Source organism: Phaeodactylibacter luteus (assembly GCF_007993045.1).
Classification (GTDB): domain Bacteria; phylum Bacteroidota; class Bacteroidia; order Chitinophagales; family Saprospiraceae; genus Phaeodactylibacter; species Phaeodactylibacter luteus.
Genome location: NZ_VOOR01000104.1, coordinates 1 through 4,299, shown reverse-complemented (window position 1 = coordinate 4,299; position 4,299 = coordinate 1). Strand labels below are relative to the sequence as shown.

At 50.9% G+C, this 4,299-nt stretch carries 4 protein-coding genes; all 4 read right to left on the bottom strand.

Features of this window, described 5'->3' with window-relative positions; translation table 11 throughout:
- Window positions 1-1,155, bottom strand: a 1,155-nt coding sequence (locus tag FRY97_RS21480) for a hypothetical protein (protein WP_147169676.1), incomplete at its 3' end; no start/stop codon positions are given.
- 66 nt (window positions 1,156-1,221) lie between these two features.
- Window positions 1,222-1,707: a hypothetical protein gene (locus FRY97_RS21475; protein WP_147169675.1), complete on the bottom strand. Its 486-nt coding sequence runs from the start codon at window positions 1,705-1,707 to the stop codon at window positions 1,222-1,224.
- Window positions 1,708-2,316: 609 nt separating this feature from the next.
- Entirely contained in the window at window positions 2,317-3,123 is an 807-nt protein-coding gene (locus FRY97_RS21470) for a hypothetical protein (RefSeq protein WP_147169674.1), read from the bottom strand.
- Window positions 3,124-3,127: 4 nt separating this feature from the next.
- Complete coding sequence (locus tag FRY97_RS21465; RefSeq protein ID WP_147169673.1) at window positions 3,128-3,979, bottom strand: hypothetical protein; 852 nt, start codon at window positions 3,977-3,979, stop codon at window positions 3,128-3,130.
- Window positions 3,980-4,299 lie beyond the last annotated feature (320 nt).

The window sequence follows — 4,299 nt, the reverse complement described above, 5'->3', positions numbered from 1 at the left end:
GGGGGTGGCTTTGAGGTCCATGGGCTCTGGCATGCCAGGCTCTTCGTTGATAAGGGTAAAGTGCCGTGCCCAGAGGCTATCGCCTGCATTGGATACCTTCATGACCCACATGCCATTAAGAGGTTCTTCTGCGGACTCGAAGTCGGCAATCCGACTGACACCAAGGTAGCCGCTGCTGTCCGTGGCCTGAGCGATTTTCACAATAGCGTAAATGGGCCCCATAGTCCGGCCCCTAAACTCCCGAACCCACTCCATCTGCCGGTCGGCATTGAGCTTGAAGAAGCAGGGGTTCCAGTCTACGCGTCCGCTGCTGCTGTTGATGGCGGTCTCCACGCCTTTGCCGGTGCCGATGATGAGGCCGCCGTCGGGGGTGGGGAGGAGGGCGTTGGCATGGTCATACAAGTCATTCCAGGGTGAGGTATACTGCCAAAGTTGATTAAGAGATTCATCAAGGTGTAGCAGATGGGACCTGTAAATGAAATTTTGAGAAACACTGGTAATATTACTCTGAGAGCCCCCCACAGTTAGAGTCCCATCAGCGTGGACCAGCAAGGATTTGGGGATATCAGTCAGAGAGGTGCCATAATTATAAGTTGCCAGAGTTTCTCCATTCATGTCTACATGAAGCATAAAATAATCGGCATTGACTCCGTCGGGTTCCGAGTCAACACCGAAAAGGAGGAAGAAGCCTCCCTGATTGTCTGGGTGCATAGCTTGTGCCGTAATGAAGGGCTCATCGGGATAGAATGGGCTAATATATTCTTTAGTGAGCAAGGTGTCGCCATTGCTGTTGTATTTGATGAATGCCCCTTTTCTAATGGAATCTCGTACTATCCCTAAAGCAGCAAAGCTGCTGTCTACTGTTGGGAAAAGCCCTTCGCCCCAAAGTTCATAGTATTTATTTGGGGTGCCAAGCTGTTGAGACCACAACAGCTGCCCAGTTAAATCAAGCTTTAAAAACAGGCTGCCTATTGTCAGTAAGCCGTCAGTGCTATCCGTTACCACGGCACTTGCGTAATAGCAGCTGTCGGTAGGGAGTATGGTCGTAAGTTCCTGAAAGGGATAGCCCGCATTTATCCTAATGTTAAAGGATTCGGACTGAGCTAAACCTTTACTGACCATCACTAGCAAAAGGAAAAAGAGTAAGTATCGCATTATTTAAGGATATAAACAGCCAGAGCCATTGCTCTTTGAGTAGAGCGGCCGGCTCTGGCTGGAAGATTAGTCAATCAGCAGTACTTTCAATGCCGGTGAGCGGTAGCCCCCCTGTTGCAGCATGCAATAGTATAGCCCACGCTGGTATCCAGCAGTTTGCCAAATTTGCTGTACGGTACCGGGGCCACAGCCAAGCGTAGCGGCATGCTTGCCCTGCATATCGTAGATCAGCAACTGTGCAGGCTGCTGCGGGTCCGGCAATTGGTAGCGGAAAACCACCTGCTCCCGGGCGGGATTGGGCAGTGCCGATAAGGGCTGTGCCCGTTCCTGCGGCTGCGTGGCAGGCCCGCTGCCGGGCAGGGTATAGAGCCCCTGCACATTTGGCGACTGCGGTACAATGCGGTAGTCGTAGCCGTAGAAGGTGTTGAGCAGGCCGCGGGCGAAGGCGGCGGCCCGGTCTTCCCCATTGTCGGCTATGCTTTGCAGGGTCGCGACCCGGCTGCTGGAAAAGGAAATTCTGGGTGAGTGAGGGGGAGTGAGGGTGTTTTTCACAGCATAATTAGGTGTTTAGTTACAAGGAGCGCATTCGAGCGGAGAGCTGGAACGTGTTGTGGTTACAATGTAGGCAAAATTCGAGACTGCTACAATGCCGGATGAAGAAGTTTAGGGTATTTAACATTTGGCTGAAAGCTATTTTAGGGTGTAAAAGTATGGCGCTGATCAGGTTTGCCCATTAGATATAGCGTAGTGTGCCTTCTCGAAAAGAGGGAGGCGCCCCGGCAAAATCGTGCTGCAGGCGTTGCGCGACGGGCATAAGGGCACTGCAAAAAAAATCCCCTGCCCAAATACATTGGACAGGGGATGGTATGCCTAAGGTTGGCATTGGGCTAGCGCTGCGAAGGGGTGGCCGAAGGCCAGACCCGACGCCTGCAGGGCGTGGGGCCGAGCGGGCAGCGAGCCCCGGAGCATAGCGGCACCTGCCGTTGGGCAGGGGCAGCCCCCCATCCTTGCGGAAGGGGCGGGCCCGGAAAAAGGACGATTGGGTTTACGCCCCTCAAATGTAGCGGCTTTGCCATAACCCAGCCTGACGACATGCTGGCACAGCAGGCGGGCATACCTTCTTGATTTTCATAGCGAAACCGCTCCAAGCAAGCGCTAAGCCTAATCTTTCATCCCAACAAACCGCTCCCGCACCCGGTTGCCTTCAGCATCGTCGTAAGCATAGTAAAGATGCAAGGTTCTGTGGTCGTCAAGGACCTGCCCATAGACCAAAGCATTGTGGCAATTATACCCATGTATACTGGTTGTAGATACAAAGAACCGGTACTGAGATTGTACAAAAATACCCGGCGGGCCGCCTTCACAGGTGACGGGCAGCCCTTTTATGAAGTGGTACACGATAAAGGGCTCGCCAAATCCGAAAATCTCTACAGAGAACAAGCTGTCTGGTCTTGAAACCTTATAGCCGGTGAATGTTCCAAAAATAGGGTTCCCGCCTTCAGGCCACTCGCGGACTGTGAAGGACTGATAGGAGGTGTCGGTCTTTTCATCTGGCTGCAGGCAGCTGCCGTCCTCATTGTCTTTGGCAAAAGTAACTAAACGCACATTGACATCTCCGGTATAATCATAAAAAGCAATATCCTGATCAGGCCCTTCAAAAATCCGGGGGTCGTTGCCGATCTGCCACTCAAAGCGCTCGATGCCTTCCCGCTGAGTAGCGCGGAAATAGGCGGTAGAATTAGTGACAATAGTATCTACTATTATGGCTACAGCGGAGTCGACCCCCCCGATATAGGCCGAGTCAAGTATTTCAAAGGCGCTCACTGCCGGCACCCTGCCGAAGCAGGGGTCATAATTTGGGCATGCGGGGTTTCTGGGGTTGGTACACCAGTTATCGTCTTTTTTGCAGCTGGGCAATAAAACAGCTGCCATAAAAATCAATGGGAAAAAGCTAAAATTGATCCGCATGGCTCTAGTGTTTTAGTAAGGTAAGGGTTTCTGATTGCTGGACACCTTGAACTCGGGCCTGATAAGTACCGGCAGGTAGCGTGTTTAAAGGCTGATCTATCTGATAGTGGAGGATACCCCCCGAATAGAAAATGTGGTCTTTCCATATAATTTTGCCCAAGGGGTCTGATAGGCTTAGGATTACCATTTGGGGCTCCCAGTTTAGGTTCATGGTGACCCTCAGCCAATCTTTGAAGGGGTTAGGAGATGCCATTAGTGTAGTTGCTGGGCTACTCTTGTCTTGATGCAGATTGGAAGTATAAAAAAGGTCGTCTGGAGCAGGTCCGGAAAAGGCTATATTGGGGTTGTATTTATTTCTGCAGAACGCAATTAGCTGCTGATCTGCTACGGGGGCAGGGATCGGCTGTTCATCGCACAGTTCTGCTAGTTGATTATTGTTGAGACCTTCAAATGGGTTGGTTGGAGCATCCTCATATTCGTATGGCGCATTCACAAACTTTGCTTTGTATCGCGCACTAAATACAATTTCATCTGCATTAGGGTTTAGCTCATTTTTTAACACGGCAATTACTTGAAAATCTGGGCGCTCTGTACATCCTTTAGGATATGCCTCATTTATCCATCCACGATCGGGGTCTAAATATACAGAAATAGTGTTTTCACCTTTGTAAATGTAGTCCTCTAGACAAGTAATGTTAACTGCAGGTGTAGCCTCAAAGCGGGAATTTAAATCGGCTTCACTTCCAAATTTGTTTTCTTCGCATTTCGGGAAAACCAAGCTGCCTAATATGCGGATAGGTAGCCGGGTGCATACCCCATAGAGCTGGGCGAGTTGTATCCTTGTTTTTGGTGTCATGATGCAGGGGTTTAGGAGTAACGGAAACATCGAATTCTATCCACTTAGAAACGTTGTGCCTACTAGTCTTATGGTCTGACGATACAAGATCTGTGAAAAGCCTGGGGGCATAGTTAGGCGCAAAACAGATTGTCGTTTTTGGGCCTGCCCCTGCCAGCGGGCAGGCGCCGCTATGCTGCGGGGCTCGCTGTCCGCTCGGCCCTATCGGGCTTGTCACCCCTTCGCAGCGCTAGTGCCTCAAGCCATAAATCCTTGACCCCCCAAGTTTCGTTATTTTCCGTCTACTCTTCGTTAAAGAACCGCTCCTTTAGCTCGGGCTA

Coding starts and splice junctions, on each gene's coding strand:
- FRY97_RS21470 (WP_147169674.1), bottom strand. CDS start 3,123: ATGCGGATCAATTTTAGCTTTTTCCCATTGATTTTTATGGCAGCTGTT.
- FRY97_RS21465 (WP_147169673.1), bottom strand. CDS start 3,979: ATGACACCAAAAACAAGGATACAACTCGCCCAGCTCTATGGGGTATGC.